The following is a 17,926-nucleotide window of genomic DNA, read 5'->3' as shown; positions in this document are numbered from 1 at the left end:
CCGCGTTAGCTATTTCGAGAGCCGGCGCCAGGCCGAGCTGTGTTGTTCGTAGCGCCGCACCAGCCAGGTCAGTGGCCAGGCCATGACGAAATAGCAGACCAGCACGATGCTCCAGATCAGCGTCTGCTGGCCCAGGGTGGTGACCAACTGGTTGCCGGCAAAGGTCAGGTCGCTGAGGGTGATCAGCGACACCAGCGAAGTGGTCTTCATCAGCTCCACCAACTGGTTGCCCAGTGGCGGCAACATGAACGGCAGGGCCTGGGGCAGGATGATCCGGCGCAAGGCGGCGAGCGGGCCGAAATCCAGTGCCCGCAAGGCATCGCGTTGCCCGGCGCTGACATTGACCAGCGCCGCCCGGACGATCTCCGAACCGTAGGCCGAGAAGGTCAGGCCGAGGCCGATCACCCCGGTGGTCATCGGCGACAGGCTGATGCCGAACAGCGGCAGGATAAAGAACAGGTAGAACAGCAGCACCAGTGCCGAGATGCCGCGCAGCAATTCGACATAGGCGGTGGCGAACCAGCGCAGGGCGCGCCAGGGTGACAGGCGCATCAGCGCGATCACCAGGGACAGCACCAGCACCAGCACTTCGGCGAGGAAGGTGATCTGCAGGGTCACCCACGCGCCATGGGCCAGCTGGCGCGCGATGAACAGGGCCGTATCCACGGCCGGGGTATCGATTGGCATGGCCTGTACTCGTGTGGGTTTGAGGCCGTTTCAGCGAAAGCGTGGGCAGGGCTTACTGGCTGCAACGTTGCGCGGCGGTGACGTCCGCGTCGGGCAGTTCGTTTTCGGTGTAGTCGTATTTCTGCAGGATCTTCAGCAGCTCGCCGGAAGCCCGCAATTTGGCCAGTTGGTCATTGAACGCCTGGGCGAAGGCCGGATCGTTTTTCGGCAGGCCATAGGCCTGGTAGTTCCAGCTCGGCTTGCCCTGGGCATCCGGTATCTGGGCGAAGGGCAGGGCGCGTTCGATGGCCGGGTTGGCGGCTTTCTTCAGCAGGCCGATGATCTCGGCATCGGGGAAATACACCACGTCGATGCGTCCGGCTTCCAGGGCCGACAGGGCCTCGGTGTCCTTGTCGAACAGCACCACGTTGGCCGTGGCGATGCCGCTGTCCTTGGCTTCCTGGACCTGGTTGGTGCCGGCCTGGGTGGCCAGGCGTGCCTTGCCATTGCTGGCCACGTCCTTGAGGCTGTGCAGGTTCAGCGGGTTGCCGGCCTTGACGATAAAGGCGCCACCGGAGCGGGTGATCGGGTTGGAGAAACCGATGACCTTGCAGCGGTTGGTATTGATGAACAGGCCTTCGCCGATCAGGTCGAAACGCTTGGCGGTGACACCGGGCACCAGCGAGCCGAAGTCGGTGATCGGGGTCTCCAGCTTGTGGATGCCCAGGGGTTCGAGAATCGCCTTGAGCACATCGACATAGGCACCGGTGACCTTGCCGTCGGTGCCGATGTAGGCGTACGGCTGTTCATTGGCGATCCCGGCGCTGAGGCCCTCGGTACGGCCTTTTTCCAGCAGGCCGGCGGCCATGGCGCTGGAGGACAGGGCGACGTTCAACAAGGCGGCAGAGCACAGCACGGCCGGAAGCGACAGCGATTTGAGGACGTTCATCAAGTAAGCCTGGTATCAAAGAGGGTATGAGGTCGGCGGCTGCATCGGGGGTGACGCAAGCGCGCACGACAGGCGCGATCCCGACGGGGAGCCTGCCTGCCATGGCGTGTCTGGAATGTGGTTATAACTTTATCGTTGCGAATAGAAAGTTATAAATACCATTAAGTCATATGTATATATTTTTTGCGGGGCGCGGATTCAGTCCGGGGCGCCGAAATCCAGCAGCACTTTCATCGCCTGGCTCTTGTCCGTCGCCCGCTCGAACGCCTCGATGGCCCGTGCGAAATTCAACCTGATGACCGAATCGTTTTTCTGATTCTCTTAAAGCTAATTGACTGCTTTAAACCAACTGGTCATATTGGTTCCGAGATTTCCTCCTGCTCTCGTTCGGAACCCCGCCATGACTTCTGCGTCTGTTGGAACACCCGGCTATTCCTCCCTGTTCTGGTTGGCGCTTGGCACCTTTGCCATCGGCACCGAAGGCTTCATGATCGCCGGGTTGCTGCCAGGCATCGCCAGTGATGTTTCGGTGAGTATCGAGCAGGCCGGGCAACTGGTGACCTTCTTTGCCCTGGCCTATGCCATCAGTTCGCCGATACTGACTACGCTGACCGGTCACTTTGACAAGCGAAAAGTGCTGATCTGCTCGATGCTGGCGTTTGTCTTTGCCAATCTCCTGGCCTTCGAGGCCCAGGGTTACTGGACGCTGTTGGGGGCACGGCTGCTGCTGGCCTTCGCCGCCGGGTTGTATGCGCCGAATGCCAATGCCCTGGCGGCCGCGCTGGTGCCGCCGGAAAAACGCGGTTCGGCGCTCGCGGTGGTCAACGGCGGGACCACCCTGGCCCTGGTGATCGGCGTGCCGCTGGGCGCCCTGATCGGCAACCAGCTGGGCTGGCGCATGACCTTTGCCGGCGTCGCGGTCCTGGCGGTGATCGCACTCGGCGGCTTGCTGCTGGGGCTGCACCAGCATGTCGGGCGGGGCATGCCCACCGCCAGCCTCGCGGAACGCATCGCCGTGGCGAAGGATCCGGCAGTGTTGCGCATCATCCTGGTCACCACCTTGTGGACCACCGGCGCGTTCTGCAACTACACCTACCTAGCGTCCTACCTGACCAGGACCACCGGGATTTCCGGTTCGAGCATCAGCGAGGTGCTGTTTGTCTGGGGGATCTCGGCGGCCATCGGCATGTTCGGTGGCGGCTACCTGACCGATCGGCTGGGGCATCGCAAGGTCGGTGTGGCGGCCTTGCTGGTCCTGGTCGCCAGCTTCGCGAGCCTGTCGCTGATCGCCCATTGGCTGCCACCGGGCGAGGCCCTGGTGCCAGTGTTGCTGGTGCTCATGTGCTGGGGACTGGCCGGCTGGGCGTTCTTCCCGTCGCAGCTGTCGCGCCTGGTGGAGGCGGCTGGTCCGCGGGTGGCACCGGTGGCGCTGTCGCTGAATGCTTCGTTTCTCAACCTGGGGATCTCCCTGGGGGCCGCGCTGGGTTCCTTTACCCTGGTGACCGGGACCTCGGCTGACCTGGGCTGGGTGGCGGCCTGTTGCGAAGTGGTGGCGGTCAGCCTGCTGCTGTATGTCGTGCGGCGGCCGCTGGTGCGTCCAGCCACTGCCTGAAGCGAAGTTGCTCGCGGAGCAGCAACACAATCGACTGCGCGGGGCCTGGGTCGGGGCCTGAATACCTTCAGATCCATCCATCCGGGAGCGGTCGCGTGTCTGTCCGTGTCAGGAGATCGAGGTGCTGCCGGGGTGACTGAACTGCGGTTGCGGCACGGGGCGTGTGCGCAGTGGGGGAGCGCTGCGTTTGGCCGCGGCGGATTTTTCCGCGCCGAAGAGGGCGCCGATGGCCTGGCGGGCACGTGACAGGCGACTCATCACCGTGCCGATGGGCAGGTCGAGAATCTCCGCGGCTTCCTTGTAGCTGAAGCGTTCCACGCCCACCAGCAGCATCACTTCACGCTGGGTGTCGGGCAACTGCTCGACTGCCGTGAGGATCTGATGGTGCAGCAGGTCGGTTTCCGGCGTCTGTGCGTTCGGGTCGCTGACGGTCTCGAGAAGTTCGTCGTTCCAGTCCTGGCGCGAGCGGCTGCGCACATTGCGTGAACGCAGCTCGTTGATCCAGGTGGAATGGACAATGGAAAACATCCAGCTCAGCACCGAAGTATCCGGCTGCAACTGATGGGCTCGCTCCAGGGCGCGCACGCAGGCCAGTTGCACGAGGTCCTCGGCGTCGTGCCTGTCGCCCGAAATCCGCAGCGCAAATGCCCACAGGCGCGGTAGCAGCCCAGGAAGCAGTGCGGGTAAATCTGCACCGGTGATCGACATATTCCCTCTTTTTATTAACATGCCAGCCTGAAATACAGCGTCGAGTTGCGAGGTCATCCCGTGACCGGTGCCAATCCCTGGGATGTATTACGTACTTCATATTCCGTTGTAGCAGAATGGATACAATGGCGCAGACAAGTATTGTGCCACTCGAGTCGATAAAAACCTACGGTGATACTGCACTGAAAAAAAGACTTATAATGTATCTGAATTGATTTCGGTATTGCTTCAGCATCAGTATGTTATGGCTGTTTTAATGAATGCGATAATGTCAATATAGTGGCAGCTTTTCTACCCGCTCAAGTCGCCCCTCTGGCCCACAAGGCCTGTTCCCCAAAGTGCACAATGAATCTTTAAAGGAGACTCGATTCCATGGTGGTGGATGATGCCCTGCTGATGGCCTACGTTGACGGTGAGTTGTCACCGCAGCAGTGCCAGGAACTGGAGCGTCTCATGGACGCATCGCCGGACCTGGCCGAGCGCGTCTCGCACTTGATGGCTTCCTGCCTCCCCTACGATCAGGCCTTTGCTCGTCAAAGCCTGCCGCCGGTGCCCGAGAGTCTCGTGCACAAGATCGAAGCGTTGACCGGACAGCGTGCCGCTGCTGGTGCGGCGAATCCGTCCCAGGCATTCAAGGCTCAGCCGGTGCCTGGAGCAGACAGTTTTTTTACCCGTGTGTTCGGTCAGGGTCGACCCAGGTTTGCCTGGATGATAACAACATTTGCCGCGGGCGCAGTGTGTTATGGCCTGGTTGCAGAGAGTGGAATTGTCACCGTCTTGTTACATGGCGAAACCGAGTTGCGTGGCCCAACAGTTGTACAGGCATCTCCCTGGGTTCGGCAGGCGGCCAATTATCAGCAGTTGTATACCCGCGATACGGTGAGTTACATCACGCCGGATTCGGAAGTGGTGAAAAAGACCCTCGCCGATATACGTTCGGAAGATGGCCTGTCGTTGCGTATTCCCGACTTGACATCCGTCGGCCTGACGTTCAAAAGAGTGCAGCGCCTGCGTTTCAATGACAAAGCGCTGATCCAGTTGGTCTACCTGCCCGCAAACGGGGCACCCGTCGCCCTGTGCGTGATGAAGGAACTGATGCCCGATCAATCGACTGCGCAACAGCAGGTGTCGGGGATGAACGTTGTGACCTGGCGACAGTCCGAGTTGGGCTACGCGCTGATCGGCGAGCCCAAGGGCGTGGACTTGAATGCCGTTGCGCGGCTGGTCGCCAACCGTAGCACCGGTCAGTTGTTCGCCGGATCCCCCGCGCCGCTGTGGATCGCCGCTCTCCAGCAATAATCAGGCGGGAGCGGGCAGGCATTGCGAAACCGATGCCTCGTCATTCCGGGTAGGCTCAATGAATTACCACCATCGCTGGCGTATCGCTCCCCTTGTCGTCGCAATCGTTTGCGTCGGCACCTTGCTCTTTCAAGCCCGTGACTTCGCCTCTACCGCGTCATCCTCCTCGGCGCCGCCGACGGCCGCGCAGATGGTTGACGAGTTCGAGGCGTCCGCCGGCCCGCATCCGGGATTTCGCCGCAACCACGCCAAGGGCACCTGCATCAGTGGTTACTTCCAGGGCAATGGCAATGTCAGCGAGTTATCGCTGGCCAGCGCCTTCAGGCCGGGCGTGGTGCCGGTGATCGGCCGTCTGTCGATCGCCGGGGGTAACCCGACGCTGAACGATGCGCGGGGCGATGTACGTAGCCTGTCCCTGAGCCTGCAGACCGAGAACGGGGAACTCTGGCGCCTGGCGATGAACTCGACGCCAGTGTTTCCGGTACGCACGCCCCGGGCCCTGTTCGAACAGATGCAGGCCTTCATGCCGGACAAGTCCACGGGCCATGTCGATCCGCAAAAGGTCGAGGCTTTCCGACAGGCGCATCCGGAAGACCGGGCCTTTGCCCGCTGGCTGGCGAACCACCCGCCGTCCTCGGGGTTTGATAACAGCACCTTCTATAGCGTCAATGCCTTTCATTTCATCGACCGCCACCAGCAGGTTCGCGCGGTGCGCTGGGCCATGGTCCCGGAGTCGACCTACCAGCCCGTCAGTGCCGAGCAGGCCGGCGGCGGCGACCCCGACTTTCTTTCCTACGGCCTGTCTACCCGGCTGGCCCAGGGGCCGGTGCGCTGGCACCTGATCATCACCCTGGCCGAGCCGGGCGATCCGACCGATGATGCCACCCGCCAGTGGCCGGCCCGGCGCACGCATATCGAAGCGGGCGTGCTGGTGATCGACAAGGTCGAGTCCCAGGTCGACGGTGCCTGTCGTGACGTCGATTTCAACCCGCTGATGCTGCCGCCCGGCATCGAGCCGTCCAACGATCCGCTGCTGCTGGCGCGGGGCGCGGCCTATGCCGAGTCCCATCGGCGGCGTCTGCTGGAAGGCGGGCGTGTTCCCGCCACTTCCGATCCCGCCGGCGCCCGTGCGGTAGAGCATTGCGAGAACTGCGCGGTAAATATCTATGGCTCTGCGGAGTAAAGTTCGAAGGTCGATGGTTCTTTGCATCGACCTTATTGTGGGAGGCAAGCCCGCTCCCACAGGGGCAGGTGTTGCATCGATAACCCAGGTGCCGCAGGGAAGAGGGAGGGAGTCGACAAATCAGCTGCCGCCTTCGGTACGGCCGCTGCTGACTTCCGCTGGCACATCGTCGCCGGCCATGCGCTTGCGGAACAGTCCGGTACGGGCCAGCAGCAAGGTGGTCACCGGCACCGTGATCGACAGCAGGATCGGGATCAACCAGGCGTGGATCACTGGTTCCGACTTGAGCGCCGAAAAGTACAGGATCGAGGCCAGGGCCACGCACCAGGCGCCGATGGTCGAGGCCAGGGCCGGCGGATGCATGCGCTGGAAGAAGTCCTTCATGCGCAGCAGGCCGATGGCCCCGCACAGGGCGAACAGGCTGCTGAGCACCAGCAGCACGGCCACCGGAATCTCGATCCACAGGGACAATTCGTTCATTCGATCACCTCGCCGCGCAGGAGGAATTTGGCCAGGGCAAAGGAGCCGACAAAGCCGAACAGGGCAATCAGCAGCGCCGCTTCGAAGTAGGTGTCACTGGCATAGCGGATGCCCAGCACCAGCATCATCAGCATGGCGATGAGGTACAGGTAGTCGAGGGCCAGGACCCGGTCTTGCGCCGAGGGCCCCTTGAACAGCCGGACCACGGTCAGGACCAGGGCCACGCTGAAGATGAACAGGCTGAACAGGATCGCGTTGGCGAGCAAGTCACTCATTCGAAGATCTCCATCAGGGGGCGTTCGTAGGTGGCCTTGAAGTGCCGGATAAACGCCGTCTCTTCGTCCAGGTCGAACACATGCAGCAGCAGGACGCTGCGGTCCAGCGCCAGTTCGGACCACACCGTGCCGGGAATCACCGTGCAGATCATCGACAGCGCGGCCAGGCCGTTGGCATCGCGCAGGTCCAGCGGCACCTTGATGAAGGCCGAGCGTGGCGGACGCCGTCCGGCATTCAGCACGCCCCAGCCGACGGCCAGGTTGGAGGCGATCACATCGACTCCCACCCGCAGGAACAGGCGCAGGATCACCCAGGGCCGGCGAATACGGATCGGCAGCGGTCGCAGCGGCGCCATCATCAGTGGCGCACAGAAGCCCAGGGCGGCGCCGAGCAGCAGGTTGCCGGGGCTGATCGACAGGTTCAGCACCAGCCACAGCAGCCACAGCGCCAGGGACAGCCAGGGCGCGGGGAACAGGCGTTTCATGGCTGCACCTCCAGCGTCGCGGCCTGGCTTTGCGGACTGGGCACCGCACGGGTCGCCAGTACCGCCATGACATACTGCTCGGGGTTGTTCAGGCTGTCGGCGGCGGCCTGGGTGTAGCGCAACAGGGGTTCAGCCTTGACCGTCAGCAGGATGCACAGACCGAGCAGGGCGACGATGGGCAGGCACTCGAAGCGTCGCAGCGTCGGCGACGGACGATCCGCCGGAGTCCAGAAACGTTGCACGCCCATGCGCGAGAAGGCCACCAGCGAGGCCAGGCCGGACAACACCAGCAGCGCCAGCAGGCCCCAGGCTGCTGGCGAGATCGGCGCCTCATGACCCAGGCCCAGCGGGTTGAGCAGGGCGCTGAGCAGGCTCAGCTTGGCGATGAAGCCGGACAGCGGCGGCATACCGATGATCAGCAGCGCGCAGGCGATGAAACTCAAGCCGAGAAAGGCCATGGTCCACGGAATCACCTGGCCGACCACCACGTTCTGTTCGTCGTCGAGGTTGGTGCCGGGGCGTGGATGCAGGGACTCCAGTGGCCGCGGCAGCGGGTCGATATCCTCGTCCAGCGGTAGCTCGTTGGCCGAGCGCGAGCGCTCGATCAGTTCGGCCAGGAGGAACAGCGCACTCAGCGCCAGGGTCGAGCTGACCAGGTAGAACAGCGCGCCCGCGGTCAGGCTCGGCTGGGCGAAACCGACCGCCGACAGCAGGATTCCCGCCGATACCAGGATGCTCAGGCTGGCCATGCGTTCCAGGCGCTGGGCGGCGAGGATCGCCACGGCGGCGCAGGCGATGGTCGCCATGCCTCCGTAGATCAGCCAGTCGCCGCCGAAATACGCCGAGGCCCCGGCCTGGCCGGAGAACAGCAGGGTCCACAGGCGCAGCAGGGTATAGACGCCAACCTTGGTCATGATCGCGAACATCGCCGCCACTGGCGCGCTGGCCGAGGAATAGGCCGGCACCAGCCAGAAGTTCAGCGGCCACATTCCGGCCTTGGCCAGGAACGCCACGGCAAGAATCGCCGCGCCGGCATGCAGCAGGCCGCGATCGGCTTCCGGCACCAGCGGGATCTTCAGAGCCAGGTCGGCCATGTTCAGGGTGCCGGTGACGCCATAGACCATCGCCGCGCCGATCAGGAACAGCGACGAGGCCAGCAGGTTGATCGCGATGTAGTGCAGGCCCGAAGACACCCGTGCCCGGCCGGAACCGTGCAGGATCAGGCCATAGGAAGCCGCCAGCAGCACTTCGAAGAACACGAACAGGTTGAACAGGTCGGCGGTCAGGAAGGCCCCGTAGAGGCCCATCAGCTGGATCTGGAACAGCGCGTGGAAGCTGACGCCGGCGCGGTCCCAGCGGGCCATGGCGAACAGCAGGGCGCTGACGCCGATGATCCCGGTGAGCACCAGCATCAATGCTGACAGGCGGTCGGCCACCAGCACGATGCCGAACGGTGCCTGCCAGTTGCCCGGCAGGTACACGCCGATGGAGGCCGGCTCCGAGGTTTGTTGCGCGCCGATCAGCAACAGCACGGAAATACCCAGGCCGAGCAGGCTCGACACCAGGTTGATGCGGGCCTTGAGCGGGCGGTGTTTCTCGCCGAGCATCAACATCACGGCCGCCGTCAGCAGCGGCAGCAGGATGGGGGCGACGATCAGGTGCGGCATCAGGTTCATTCCTTGGGCTCCCGGCCGTCGACATGGTCGGTACCGGTCAAACCGCGCGAGGCCAGCAGCACCACGAGGAACAGCGCGGTCATGGCGAAGCTGATGACAATCGCCGTCAGCACCAGGGCCTGGGGCAGCGGGTCGGTGTAGTTGAGCAGGTCCTGGGGCACGCCGTCCTTGATGATCGGCTCCTTGCCGATAAACAGGCTGCCCATGCTGAAGATGAACAGGTTGACCCCATAGGACAGCAGGCACAGGCCCATCACCACCTGGAAGGTCCGTGGCCGCAGGATCAGCCAGACACCGGAGGCGGCGAGCACGCCGATGGCAATTGCAATGACTTCTTCCATCAGGCGGCTCCTGGCGTGGGTTGCGGCTGTGGCCTGGCGTGCGGCAGGGCCAGCTGGCTTGGCCGATGGGCGCGGACCGACTGGTGCGCCAGGGCCGTGAGGATCAGCAGGGTCGAACCGACCACCACCGCGTACACGCCGATATCGAAGAACAGCGCGCTGGCGACATGGATATCGCCCAGCAGCGGCAGGTGCAGGTGCGCGGTGTGGGTGGTCAGGAACGGATAACCGAAAGCCATGGCCCCAAGCCCCGTGACCGTGGCGAACAGCAACCCGGTGCCCATCCAGCGCAGCGGTCGCAGGCTCATCTGGGCCTCGACCCACTGGGTGCCGGCGACCATGTATTGCAGGATGAACGCCACCGACATCACCAGGCCGGCGACAAAGCCGCCGCCGGGCTGGTTATGGCCGCGCATGAACAGGTACATCGAGACCATGAAGGCGATCGGCAGCAACAGCCGCACCAGGACCGCCGGAACCATCATGAAGCCCAGCGCGGTGTCGCTGGCGCTGCGCGGGTTGACCAGGTCGGTGACCACGTCGCTGGCCAGTTGGCGCTGCTGGTTGGGCAACTGCAGGCTTTCCTTGGGTGGGCGGAAGCGACGCAGCAGGGCGAAGATCGCCAGCGCCGTGGCCACCAGCACGGTGATTTCGCCGAGGGTGTCGAAGCCGCGGAAGTCCACCAGCATCACGTTCACCACGTTGCTGCCGCCACCTTCGGGCAGGGCGCGGCTGAGGTAGAACGAGGAAATGTCGTTGGGCGTCTGGCGCGTCAGCATGGCGTAGGACAGCAATGCCATGCCGCCACCGACCAGGACCGACAGCAACAGGTCGCGCAGGCGGCGGATGCGTGCCTTGCGCAGGCTGTTGGGCAGCGGCGAGACCTCTTCGATCCGCCGGGGCAGCCAGCGCAGGCCGAGCAGGATCAGCACGGTGGTCACCACTTCGACCACCAGTTGTGTCAGGGCCAGGTCCGGCGCGGAGAACCAGACGAAGGTGATGCAGGTCATCAGGCCGCAGACGCTGACCATGGTCAGGGCCGCCAGCCGGTGGTACTTGGCTTGCCAGGCGGCGCCCAGGGCGCAGGCGATCGCCAGCAGCCAGAGAGTGACGAAGACGATGGAGCCGGGGATCTTCGGCCGGTCGCCCCAGCTCAGGCTGCTGTGCAGCATCGGAATCATCCCGGCCACCACGGCCGCCAGCACCAGCAGGAACAGCTGCGGTTGCAGGCGCTGGGTGCTGATGCGGCGCTCCAGGCGCCGGGCACAACGCATCATGATCACCAGGCTGCGTTCGAACAGGCGCTTGCCGTTGAAACGGCCGATCAGCGGCGGGCGACTGAAGCGGCCGCGCTTGAGCTGGTTGCGCAGCAGCAGGTAGAGCAGCACGCCGCCGGACATGGCGATCAGGCTCATGATCATCGGCGCGTTGAGGCCGTGCCAGATCGCCAGGCTGTACTCCGGCAGGGTTCCGCCCACCACCGGCAGGGCGGCGCTGGCGAGGATCGAGCCGACCACCTGGGCAGGGAAGATCCCCACCAGCAGGCAGGTAAACACCAGCAGCTCCACCGGCGCGCGCATCCAGCGCGGCGGTTCGTGGGGCGTGTGGGGCAGGTCGGTGGCCGGCGGACCGAAGAACACATCGACGGTGAAGCGCAGGGAGTAGGCGACGCTGAAGGTCCCGGCGATGGTGGCGATGATCGGCAGGGCCATCTCGACCCAGGCGGTGGAGTTGATGAACACGGTTTCGGCGAAGAACATTTCCTTGGACAGGAAACCGTTGAGCAGCGGTACACCAGCCATCGAGGCGCTGGCGACCATCGCCAGGGTAGCGGTGAACGGGATCAGCCTGATCAGGCCGCTGAGCTTGCGGATATCGCGGGTGCCACTTTCATGGTCGATGATGCCGGCGGCCATGAACAGCGAGGCCTTGAAGGTCGCGTGGTTGAGGATATGGAACACCGCGGCGACGGCGGCCAGGGGGCTGTTCAGGCCTAGCAGCAGGGTGATCAGGCCCAGGTGGCTGATGGTCGAATAGGCCAGCAGGCCCTTGAGGTCGTTCTGGAACATGGCGCAGTAGGCGCCGAGCAACAGGGTCGCGGCACCGGCGCCGCCGACGATCCAGAACCACTCTTCGCTGCCGGACAGCGACGGCCACAGCCGGGCCAGGAGAAACACCCCGGCCTTGACCATGGTCGCCGAGTGCAGGTACGCCGAAACCGGGGTGGGTGCCGCCATGGCATGGGGCAGCCAGAAGTGGAAGGGGAACTGCGCGCTCTTGCTCAGGGCGCCGATCAGGATCAGGGGCAGCAGGATCGGGTACAGGGTGTGGGCACGGATCAGGTCGCCCGCTGCCAGCACGGCGTCCAGATCATAGCTGCCGACCACATGGCCGAGGATCAGTACCCCCGCCAGCAGGCACAAGCCGCCGGCACCGGTGACCGTCAGCGCCATGTAGGCGCCGCGGCGGGCGTCGGAGCGGTGGTGCCAGTAGCCGATCAGCAGGAACGAGAACAGGCTGGTCAGTTCCCAGAAAAACACGATCTGGATCAGGTTGCCCGAGAGCACCAGGCCGAGCATCGCGCCCATGAACGCCAGGAAAAACGCGAAGAAGCGCGGCACCGGGTCTTCCGGCGACATGTAGTAGCGGGCGTACAGCGACACCAGCGTGCCGATGCCCAGCACCAGCATGGAGAACAGCCAGGCGAAACCGTCCAGGCGCAGGACCAGGTTCAGGCCCAGGCTGGGCAGCCAGGTGACGGTCTCGTGGATCACGCCGCCATGGGCGATCTGCGGGTAGTACAAGGCCATCTGAATCGTGCCGACCAGGGCAACCACACCGGCCAGGATCGATTCACTGTTGCGTGCGTTATGCGGCAGCAAGGCCGCCAGACAGCTGCCGACAAAAGGCAGAAGCAGTAGAACTATCAGGGACATAGGCTTCTAATCTGCAGGAGTTTGCGAAGGATCATACGTGGCTGGCTCCGGATCACCAACCCACAAGCTGTCGCAGAATCCTACAAGGTAGGCGGTAAATGCCTGATATGCATGGTCGAAATCACTTACATGCAACTGATCGTTCCCACGCGCTGCGGGGGAATGCAGCCTGTGACGCTCTGCGTCACCTCAAGGGCGGACGCGGAGCGTCCAGTGAGGCATTCCCACGCCAACGCCTCGACGTGGGAACGATCAAACACTAGGGGTTGTTCGAGTCCAGCGCCTCGCTCTCGACCTCGTCCTCGGCTGGCTCGGCCGCTTTGCCCTTGGTCTTCAGCTCGCTGACAATCACCGCTGCGACGATCAGGGCCGCCCCGACCAGCGCCAGCCCCGGCAGGCGCTCGCCCGCCAGGCGCCCGGCGATCCCGGCCCAGACCGGCTCGCCGGCATAGATCAAGGTCGCGCGGGTCGGCGAAACACTCTTCTGTGCCCAGTTCATCGCCACCTGGATCGCCGCGCTGGCCGCGCCCAGGCCGACCGCGCTGACCAGCAGCAGCCAGGAAAACTGCGGCAACTGCTCCTGGGTCGGGACGATCATCAGGAACGCCAGCACCGAGGCGGTGCCCAGTTGCACCACGGTGACGCGACGCACATCGACCTTGCCCGCATAGTTGCTGATCAGGATGATCTCGGCGGCAATGGCGATGGCGCTGATGATGGTGGCGATTTCCCCCGGGCTGAACTTCAGCTGGGCGCCGTTCGGCCCGGACAGCAACATCAGCCCGGTAAAGGCCAGCATGATGCCGATGCTCGGCATCAGCCCCGGTCGCTTGCCCAGCACCAGCCATTGCAGCAGCGGCACGAAAGGCACGTAGAGCGCGGTGATAAACGCCGACTGGCTGCTGGGAATGCTCTGCAGGCCCACGGTTTGCAAGCCATAGCCGAGCATGATCGCGGTGCCGATAAAGATCCCGGCCTTCATCTCGAAAGCGGTCATGCCCCGCAGGCTGCGCGCCGAAAACAGGGCGACGATGCAGGCCGCCGCGGCAAACCGCAGGCCGACGAAAAACATCGGCCCGCTGACGGTCATGGCGTTCTGTACCAGGAGGAAAGTGCCGCCCCAGATCATGGTGATCAGGATCAGCACGCACTCGGCTTTGCTGAACCGCAGGGTCGAAGGTAACAAGCTGTTGGATTTCACCGGAGTCATGGCCTTGCGCGCTACCTGGGTGAGACGCACAATGCGCCGGAGCTGGGCAGTATACTGCGCAAACCCACTAAGTGAGCAATATAGTGCACAAAGAAACTTCGCAACGCGCCTCGGTCCTGCAGCACGTCAGTCAGAATGTGCGACGCCTGCGGCATGAGGCCCAGTTGAGCCAGACCGCGCTGTCGGAGAAATCCGGGGTCAGCCGGCGGATGCTGGTGGCCATCGAGGCCGGGGAAAAGAACGTCAGCCTGACCACCCTCGACCGGGTGGCCGAAGCCCTCGACGTGGCCTTCAGCGACCTGATCCAGGCCCCGGAGGCCCGTGACCCGAGCCGCATCAACGAACTGGCGTGGGCCGGACTGATTCCCGGGAGCAAGGCGGTACTGCTGGCGAAGGCGGTGGCCAGTCGCGAGGTGGAACTCTGGGAGTGGCGCCTGGAACCGGGCGAACGCTACCACTCCGAGCCCGACGGCGATGGTTGGAGCGAGCAACTGTACGTTTTCGAGGGATGCCTGACACTGTTGCTCGGCGAACAGGAGCAGCAGATCCATGCCGGCGAGTTCTTCATGTTCGCCAGCAACCAACCCCATGGCTATCGCAACGATAGCGAGGTGGCAGCGCGGTTTGTGCGCAATGTGGTGATCTAGACCGCGGGTGCTGTTGGCCCAGCAACAGTTGATGGACAGTTTGCTGTTTTTTGCTTGTAGTGGTTTCTAGGTTTTAATTGTAACTAGCTGATTTTTATTGATTATTTGTTATGGCATGGCTCCTGCTATGTCCTGTGCATGCGTTTTTCGCACTCACCAGGACTCTGGAGTCGGTCTATGACAACTGCCGCCAAACCCACCTACACCGCCCATGTCATCCGTTCGGATGAAGAGGCGATTGCCGCCGCCAGGACCCTCGCCGCGCGTTTCGCCGTCGAGGCGGGCGTACGCGACCGTGAACGACGCCTGCCCGCTGCCGAACTCGATGAATTCGCCGCCAGCGGCCTGTGGGCCATCACCGTGCCCAAGGCCTACGGTGGTGCCGGGGTGTCCTATGTAACGGTGGCCGAAGTGATCAAGATCATTTCGGCAGCCGACTCGTCCCTCGGCCAGATCCCGCAGAACCACCTCGGCGTACTCGACATCCTGTTGCAGACCGCCAGCGAGCAGCAGAAGCGTCACTACTTCGCCAAGGTGCTGGAGGGCTACCGCTTCGGCAATGCCTTCTCCGAAGCCAAGAGCAAGAATGCCGGGACCTTCGATACCCGTATCCGCTTCGAGGGCGACACGGCCTATATCGATGGCGAGAAGTTCTACTGCACCGGCGCCTTGTTCGCCCATATCGTCCCGGTGGTCGGTCTGGACGAAGCGGGCAACGCACAGATCGCCTTTGTCGAACGCAATGCCCCGGGCCTGACCATCGTCGACAACTGGGACGGTTTCGGCCAACGCACCACCGCCAGCGGCAATGCCTTGTTCGTCAACGTCAGGGTGCCGCGCAGCAGCGTCATCCCGGCCCATCAGGCCTTTGACCAGCCGACCGCCAACGGCCCGATCTCGCAGATCATCCAGGCCGCCGTCGACACCGGCATCGCCCTCGGTGCCCTCGAAGAAACCAAGCGTCACGCCCGCCAGGCCCGGCCCTGGATCGACAGCCAGCAGGAGCATGGCTGGCAGGATCCGTTCAGCCTCGCGGCCATCGGCGACCTGGAATGGCGGGTGCACGGCACCGAAGCGATCCTGGAAAAGGCCGGGCGGGCGGTGGACCACGCGCTCGCACAGCCGAGTGCGGACAGTGTGGCGCAGGCTTCCGTGGTGGTGGCCCAGGCCAAGGTGCTCTCGGCCGAAACCGCCTTGCTCGCCAGCAGCAAGCTGTTCGAACTGGCCGGGACCCGCTCGGTGCTCGGCAAGCACAACCTCGATCGCCACTGGCGCAACGCCCGGACCCACACCCTGCATGATCCGGCGCGCTGGAAATACCACCTGATCGGCAACTACCTGCTCAACGGCGTCAAGCCGGCCCGGCATGCCTGGAACTAGGAGTTCGTGATGAACGCATTGAATCATTCGATTGCCCATGATGCATCGCTGACCCGTGCCGGCGATGACCTGCTGGCGGCCCGCGCCGGGCTCGAGCGTACCCTCGCCGCCGTGCGTGCCCAGCCGCGGCAGGCACAAGACCCGCAGGTGATCGGCCAGTTCGGCGACCTGCAGATTCGCATCGAGGTGGCCACCGCGCTGATCGAGCGCGCCGAGCGCTTTGCCGTCGGCCCGCAGGACGACGCCGAGAAGATCATTGCCGCCACCGAAGCGGCGATTGCCAGTGCCGATGCCCTGCAGCAGGTCGGCAATGTCGAATGGGCGCTGACCGGGCAGCGGGCGCAACTGACGCCCGGCCATGATCCGCTGCAAGACCCCCTGCATCTGAAATACACGCTGATTGGCAACTTCCGCCTCAACGGCGTGGTGCCTGACCGTTCCAGGAGTGCTGTCGATGTCCCGTGAAATCCGTCTCAATGCCTTCGACATGAACTGCGTGGGGCACCAGTCCCCGGGGTTGTGGGCCCATCCACGGGATCGCTCCTGGCAGTACAAGGACCTGGAGTACTGGACCGACCTGGCGAAAATCCTCGAGCGCGGCAAGTTCGACGGCCTGTTCATTGCCGATGTGCTGGGTATCTACGACGTCTACAACGGCAACGGTGACGCGGCGATCCGCCAGGCGGCGCAGGTGCCGGTCAACGACCCGCTGCAACTGATCCCGCCGATGGCGCTGGTGACCGAGCACCTGGGGTTCGGCCTGACCGCTTCGTTGTCGTTCGAGCATCCGTATCCGTTCGCCCGTCGCCTGTCGACCCTCGACCACCTGACCAAGGGCCGTGCCGGCTGGAATATCGTCACCTCCTACCTGGAGAGCGGGGCGAAGAACCTCGGCCAGCGCGCCCAGACCGAACATGACGCGCGTTATGACTACGCCGAAGAGTACCTGGAGGTCTGCTACAAGCTCTGGGAAGGCAGTTGGGAAGACGGCGCGATCCTGCGCGATCGCGAGCGCAAGCTGTTCAGCGATCCGAGCAAGATCCACGAGATCCAGCACTTGGGCAAACACTTCCAGGTGCCCGGCATTCACCTGTGCGAGCCGTCGCCGCAGCGTACACCGGTGCTCTACCAGGCCGGTGCGTCGAGCCGGGGCAAGCAGTTCGCCGCCGAGCATGCCGAATGCGTGTTCGTCGCCGCGCCGTCCAAGGTGCTGCTGAAGAAGGTCGTGGCCGATATCCGTCGGCGCGCGGCCGAGGCGGGCCGGGATCCCCACAGCATCCTGATTTTCAACCTGCAGACCGTGATCCTCGGCGAAACCGACGCCAAGGCCAAGGCCAAGTTCGAGGAATACAAATCCTACGTCAGTTACGAGGGCGCCATGGCGCTGATCTCCGGCTGGACCGGGATCGACTTCAGCCAGTTCAAGCCGGACGAACCGCTGCGGCATGTGCACACCAACGCCATCCAGTCGGCGGTGGAGACCTTTTCCACGGCGGACCCGAATCGGATCTGGACCCCCAACGAACTGGCCGACTGGGTCGGCATCGGCGGCTTCGGCCCGCTGTTTGTCGGCAGCCCGGAAACTGTCGCCGACCTGTTGCAGGAGTGGGTCGAGGACACCGATGTCGACGGCTTCAACCTGGCTTATGCACTGACCCACGAGACCTTTGTCGACGCGGTCGAGCTGCTGGTGCCGGAGTTGCAGAAGCGCGGCGTGTACAAGACCGAGTACGCCCCGGGCACCTTGCGCGAGAAGCTGTTCGGCGCCGGGCCGAAGCTGGCGGATATCCATCCGGGAGCGAGGTACCGGGATCTGGCGGCGCTGCGGGAGAAAGGCTTGCGTTCGGCCTGATGGCGAGGGCGAGCGGGCGGGCCCTTTCGCGGGCAAGCCCGCTCCCACGGGGATCGAGTTGGCCGTGGTTTCAGAGTGGGGCGCCTTCGCGGGTGAGTGGGGCGCTACCTGGCCCGATCACAGGGCCTTCCTGGGGAACTGAGAACCCGTGGGAGCGGGCTTGCCCGCGAATAGGCCGGTGAGCGCACTGACAACTTTACAGATGTATCCATATCCGCCAGCGGACC

The 17,926-nt window shown here is 64.0% G+C and carries 16 protein-coding genes and 1 pseudogene; 7 read left to right on the top strand and 10 right to left on the bottom strand.

The features are described 5' to 3' along the window. Positions 1-9 precede the first annotated feature (9 nt). Both ehuC and ehuB read right to left on the bottom strand, forming a co-directional pair. Positions 10-687, bottom strand: coding sequence for an ectoine/hydroxyectoine ABC transporter permease subunit EhuC (gene ehuC / locus ACL9RJ_RS13700; RefSeq protein ID WP_103033124.1), 678 nt, complete (start codon positions 685-687; stop codon positions 10-12). A gap of 52 nt (positions 688-739) precedes the next feature. After that, positions 740-1,615 (bottom strand): ectoine/hydroxyectoine ABC transporter substrate-binding protein EhuB, encoded by an 876-nt coding sequence (ehuB, locus tag ACL9RJ_RS13695; protein WP_017129098.1) that lies wholly within the window; start codon positions 1,613-1,615, stop codon positions 740-742. A 400-nt stretch (positions 1,616-2,015) separates the two neighbouring features. Here ehuB and ACL9RJ_RS13690 point away from each other — a divergent pair, with 400 nt between their 5' ends. Then, complete coding sequence (locus tag ACL9RJ_RS13690; protein WP_177086079.1) at positions 2,016-3,227, top strand: MFS transporter; 1,212 nt, start codon at positions 2,016-2,018, stop codon at positions 3,225-3,227. 108 nt (positions 3,228-3,335) lie between these two features. Here the strand turns inward: ACL9RJ_RS13690 and ACL9RJ_RS13685 are convergent, their stop codons facing one another. Continuing rightward, entirely contained in the window at positions 3,336-3,935 is a 600-nt protein-coding gene (locus ACL9RJ_RS13685; protein ID WP_017129101.1) for an RNA polymerase sigma factor, read from the bottom strand. A gap of 372 nt (positions 3,936-4,307) precedes the next feature. On the opposite strand from ACL9RJ_RS13685, the gene ACL9RJ_RS13680 reads away from it, so the two are divergent. After that, entirely contained in the window at positions 4,308-5,234 is a 927-nt protein-coding gene (locus tag ACL9RJ_RS13680) for an anti-sigma factor family protein (protein WP_017129102.1), read from the top strand. Between the two features lie 58 nt (positions 5,235-5,292). Beyond that, positions 5,293-6,417 carry a catalase family peroxidase gene (locus tag ACL9RJ_RS13675; protein WP_083875475.1) on the top strand — a complete coding sequence of 375 codons (1,125 nt, stop codon included), beginning with the start codon at positions 5,293-5,295 and terminating at the stop codon, positions 6,415-6,417. 120 nt (positions 6,418-6,537) lie between these two features. On the opposite strand, the gene ACL9RJ_RS13670 is transcribed toward ACL9RJ_RS13675, so the two are convergent. The 7 genes and pseudogenes from ACL9RJ_RS13670 to ACL9RJ_RS13640 form a co-directional block, all read right to left on the bottom strand. Continuing rightward, complete coding sequence (locus tag ACL9RJ_RS13670; protein ID WP_177086074.1) at positions 6,538-6,897, bottom strand: Na+/H+ antiporter subunit G; 360 nt, start codon at positions 6,895-6,897, stop codon at positions 6,538-6,540. After that, positions 6,894-7,172 (bottom strand): K+/H+ antiporter subunit F, encoded by a 279-nt coding sequence (locus ACL9RJ_RS13665; RefSeq protein WP_017129105.1) that lies wholly within the window; start codon positions 7,170-7,172, stop codon positions 6,894-6,896. The genes ACL9RJ_RS13670 and ACL9RJ_RS13665 overlap by 4 nt, the downstream gene beginning before the upstream one ends. Continuing rightward, on the bottom strand, positions 7,169-7,657 hold the full coding sequence (locus tag ACL9RJ_RS13660; RefSeq protein ID WP_017129106.1) for a Na+/H+ antiporter subunit E: 489 nt from the start codon (positions 7,655-7,657) through the stop codon (positions 7,169-7,171). Before ACL9RJ_RS13660 ends, ACL9RJ_RS13665 begins: the two co-directional genes overlap by 4 nt. Then, complete coding sequence (locus tag ACL9RJ_RS13655) at positions 7,654-9,333, bottom strand: monovalent cation/H+ antiporter subunit D (RefSeq protein WP_017129107.1); 1,680 nt, start codon at positions 9,331-9,333, stop codon at positions 7,654-7,656. The genes ACL9RJ_RS13660 and ACL9RJ_RS13655 overlap by 4 nt, the downstream gene beginning before the upstream one ends. Beyond that, positions 9,330-9,674 carry a Na+/H+ antiporter subunit C gene (locus ACL9RJ_RS13650; protein ID WP_003192163.1) on the bottom strand — a complete coding sequence of 115 codons (345 nt, stop codon included), beginning with the start codon at positions 9,672-9,674 and terminating at the stop codon, positions 9,330-9,332. Before ACL9RJ_RS13650 ends, ACL9RJ_RS13655 begins: the two co-directional genes overlap by 4 nt. Beyond that, a complete protein-coding gene (locus tag ACL9RJ_RS13645) occupies positions 9,674-12,610 on the bottom strand; it encodes a monovalent cation/H+ antiporter subunit A (protein WP_017129108.1) in 2,937 nt (978 codons plus the stop codon). The genes ACL9RJ_RS13650 and ACL9RJ_RS13645 overlap by 1 nt, the downstream gene beginning before the upstream one ends. Before the next feature lie 259 nt (positions 12,611-12,869). Further along, a pseudogene (locus ACL9RJ_RS13640) lies at positions 12,870-13,909 on the bottom strand (DMT family transporter). Here ACL9RJ_RS13640 and ACL9RJ_RS13635 point away from each other — a divergent pair. The 4 genes from ACL9RJ_RS13635 (at position 13,904) to ACL9RJ_RS13620 (ending at position 17,699) form a co-directional block, all read left to right on the top strand. Beyond that, positions 13,904-14,467: a helix-turn-helix domain-containing protein gene (locus ACL9RJ_RS13635; RefSeq protein WP_017129110.1), complete on the top strand. Its 564-nt coding sequence runs from the start codon at positions 13,904-13,906 to the stop codon at positions 14,465-14,467. The pseudogene ACL9RJ_RS13640 and the gene ACL9RJ_RS13635 sit on opposite strands and share 6 nt — an antisense overlap. Before the next feature lie 177 nt (positions 14,468-14,644). Beyond that, positions 14,645-15,847 (top strand): SfnB family sulfur acquisition oxidoreductase, encoded by a 1,203-nt coding sequence (locus ACL9RJ_RS13630; protein WP_422765343.1) that lies wholly within the window; start codon positions 14,645-14,647, stop codon positions 15,845-15,847. Positions 15,848-15,856: 9 nt separating this feature from the next. Then, positions 15,857-16,312, top strand: a complete 456-nt coding sequence (locus tag ACL9RJ_RS13625) for a hypothetical protein (protein WP_017129112.1) — start codon at positions 15,857-15,859, stop codon at positions 16,310-16,312. Then, entirely contained in the window at positions 16,302-17,699 is a 1,398-nt protein-coding gene (locus ACL9RJ_RS13620; protein WP_103033125.1) for an LLM class flavin-dependent oxidoreductase, read from the top strand. The genes ACL9RJ_RS13625 and ACL9RJ_RS13620 overlap by 11 nt, the downstream gene beginning before the upstream one ends. Positions 17,700-17,926 lie beyond the last annotated feature (227 nt).

Source organism: Pseudomonas sp. Mn2068, assembly GCF_049319725.1.
GTDB classification, from domain to species: domain Bacteria; phylum Pseudomonadota; class Gammaproteobacteria; order Pseudomonadales; family Pseudomonadaceae; genus Aquipseudomonas; species Aquipseudomonas gingeri.
The sequence above is the reverse complement of the archived record's forward strand: the minus strand, read 5'-3'. Positions and strand labels throughout refer to the sequence as shown.

What these genes read in the sequence shown, in the direction of transcription:
- ehuC (WP_103033124.1), bottom strand. Translation starts at nt 687, where the DNA reads ATGCCAATCGATACCCCGGCCGTGGATACGGCCCTGTTCATCGCGCGC.
- ehuB (WP_017129098.1), bottom strand. Translation starts at nt 1,615, where the DNA reads ATGAACGTCCTCAAATCGCTGTCGCTTCCGGCCGTGCTGTGCTCTGCC.
- ACL9RJ_RS13690 (WP_177086079.1), top strand. Translation starts at nt 2,016, where the DNA reads ATGACTTCTGCGTCTGTTGGAACACCCGGCTATTCCTCCCTGTTCTGG.
- ACL9RJ_RS13685 (WP_017129101.1), bottom strand. Translation starts at nt 3,935, where the DNA reads ATGTCGATCACCGGTGCAGATTTACCCGCACTGCTTCCTGGGCTGCTA.
- ACL9RJ_RS13680 (WP_017129102.1), top strand. Translation starts at nt 4,308, where the DNA reads ATGGTGGTGGATGATGCCCTGCTGATGGCCTACGTTGACGGTGAGTTG.
- ACL9RJ_RS13675 (WP_083875475.1), top strand. Translation starts at nt 5,293, where the DNA reads ATGAATTACCACCATCGCTGGCGTATCGCTCCCCTTGTCGTCGCAATC.
- ACL9RJ_RS13670 (WP_177086074.1), bottom strand. Translation starts at nt 6,897, where the DNA reads ATGAACGAATTGTCCCTGTGGATCGAGATTCCGGTGGCCGTGCTGCTG.
- ACL9RJ_RS13665 (WP_017129105.1), bottom strand. Translation starts at nt 7,172, where the DNA reads ATGAGTGACTTGCTCGCCAACGCGATCCTGTTCAGCCTGTTCATCTTC.
- ACL9RJ_RS13660 (WP_017129106.1), bottom strand. Translation starts at nt 7,657, where the DNA reads ATGAAACGCCTGTTCCCCGCGCCCTGGCTGTCCCTGGCGCTGTGGCTG.
- ACL9RJ_RS13655 (WP_017129107.1), bottom strand. Translation starts at nt 9,333, where the DNA reads ATGAACCTGATGCCGCACCTGATCGTCGCCCCCATCCTGCTGCCGCTG.
- ACL9RJ_RS13650 (WP_003192163.1), bottom strand. Translation starts at nt 9,674, where the DNA reads ATGGAAGAAGTCATTGCAATTGCCATCGGCGTGCTCGCCGCCTCCGGT.
- ACL9RJ_RS13645 (WP_017129108.1), bottom strand. Translation starts at nt 12,610, where the DNA reads ATGTCCCTGATAGTTCTACTGCTTCTGCCTTTTGTCGGCAGCTGTCTG.
- ACL9RJ_RS13630 (WP_422765343.1), top strand. Translation starts at nt 14,645, where the DNA reads ATGACAACTGCCGCCAAACCCACCTACACCGCCCATGTCATCCGTTCG.
- ACL9RJ_RS13625 (WP_017129112.1), top strand. Translation starts at nt 15,857, where the DNA reads ATGAACGCATTGAATCATTCGATTGCCCATGATGCATCGCTGACCCGT.
- ACL9RJ_RS13620 (WP_103033125.1), top strand. Translation starts at nt 16,302, where the DNA reads ATGTCCCGTGAAATCCGTCTCAATGCCTTCGACATGAACTGCGTGGGG.